Raw genomic sequence first — 240 nt, 5'->3', positions numbered from 1 at the left:
CGGTGCGCTCGCGCTCTCAGTCGCCCGCGCCCGCGACGTGCCGAAGGTCGCGACCGGCTTCGTCGCCAGCGTGCTCTGCACCGAGACCTTCGTCTCCGGCCTCGACCCGGCGCGGGTATTCGCCGAGACCACGTCCGCGATGCCGGGCGCCGGCCTGATCGCCTGGGCGCTCGACTATCGCCTCGACCGCGCGCGCAAGGACGTCACCGTGACGCTGTTCGGCCTGGGCGGGAGCCACGC

At 74.2% G+C, this 240-nt stretch carries 1 pseudogene; it reads left to right on the top strand.

Going from position 1 to position 240, the window contains the following annotated elements:
• Positions 1-240 (top strand): annotated as a pseudogene (locus tag QSV46_RS40880) (serine hydrolase); the annotation flags it as partial.

The sequence above is a fragment of the Bradyrhizobium cosmicum genome (assembly GCF_032290525.1).
GTDB classification, from domain to species: domain Bacteria; phylum Pseudomonadota; class Alphaproteobacteria; order Rhizobiales; family Xanthobacteraceae; genus Bradyrhizobium; species Bradyrhizobium cosmicum_A.
This window is presented reverse-complemented; position numbering and strand designations above follow the sequence as displayed.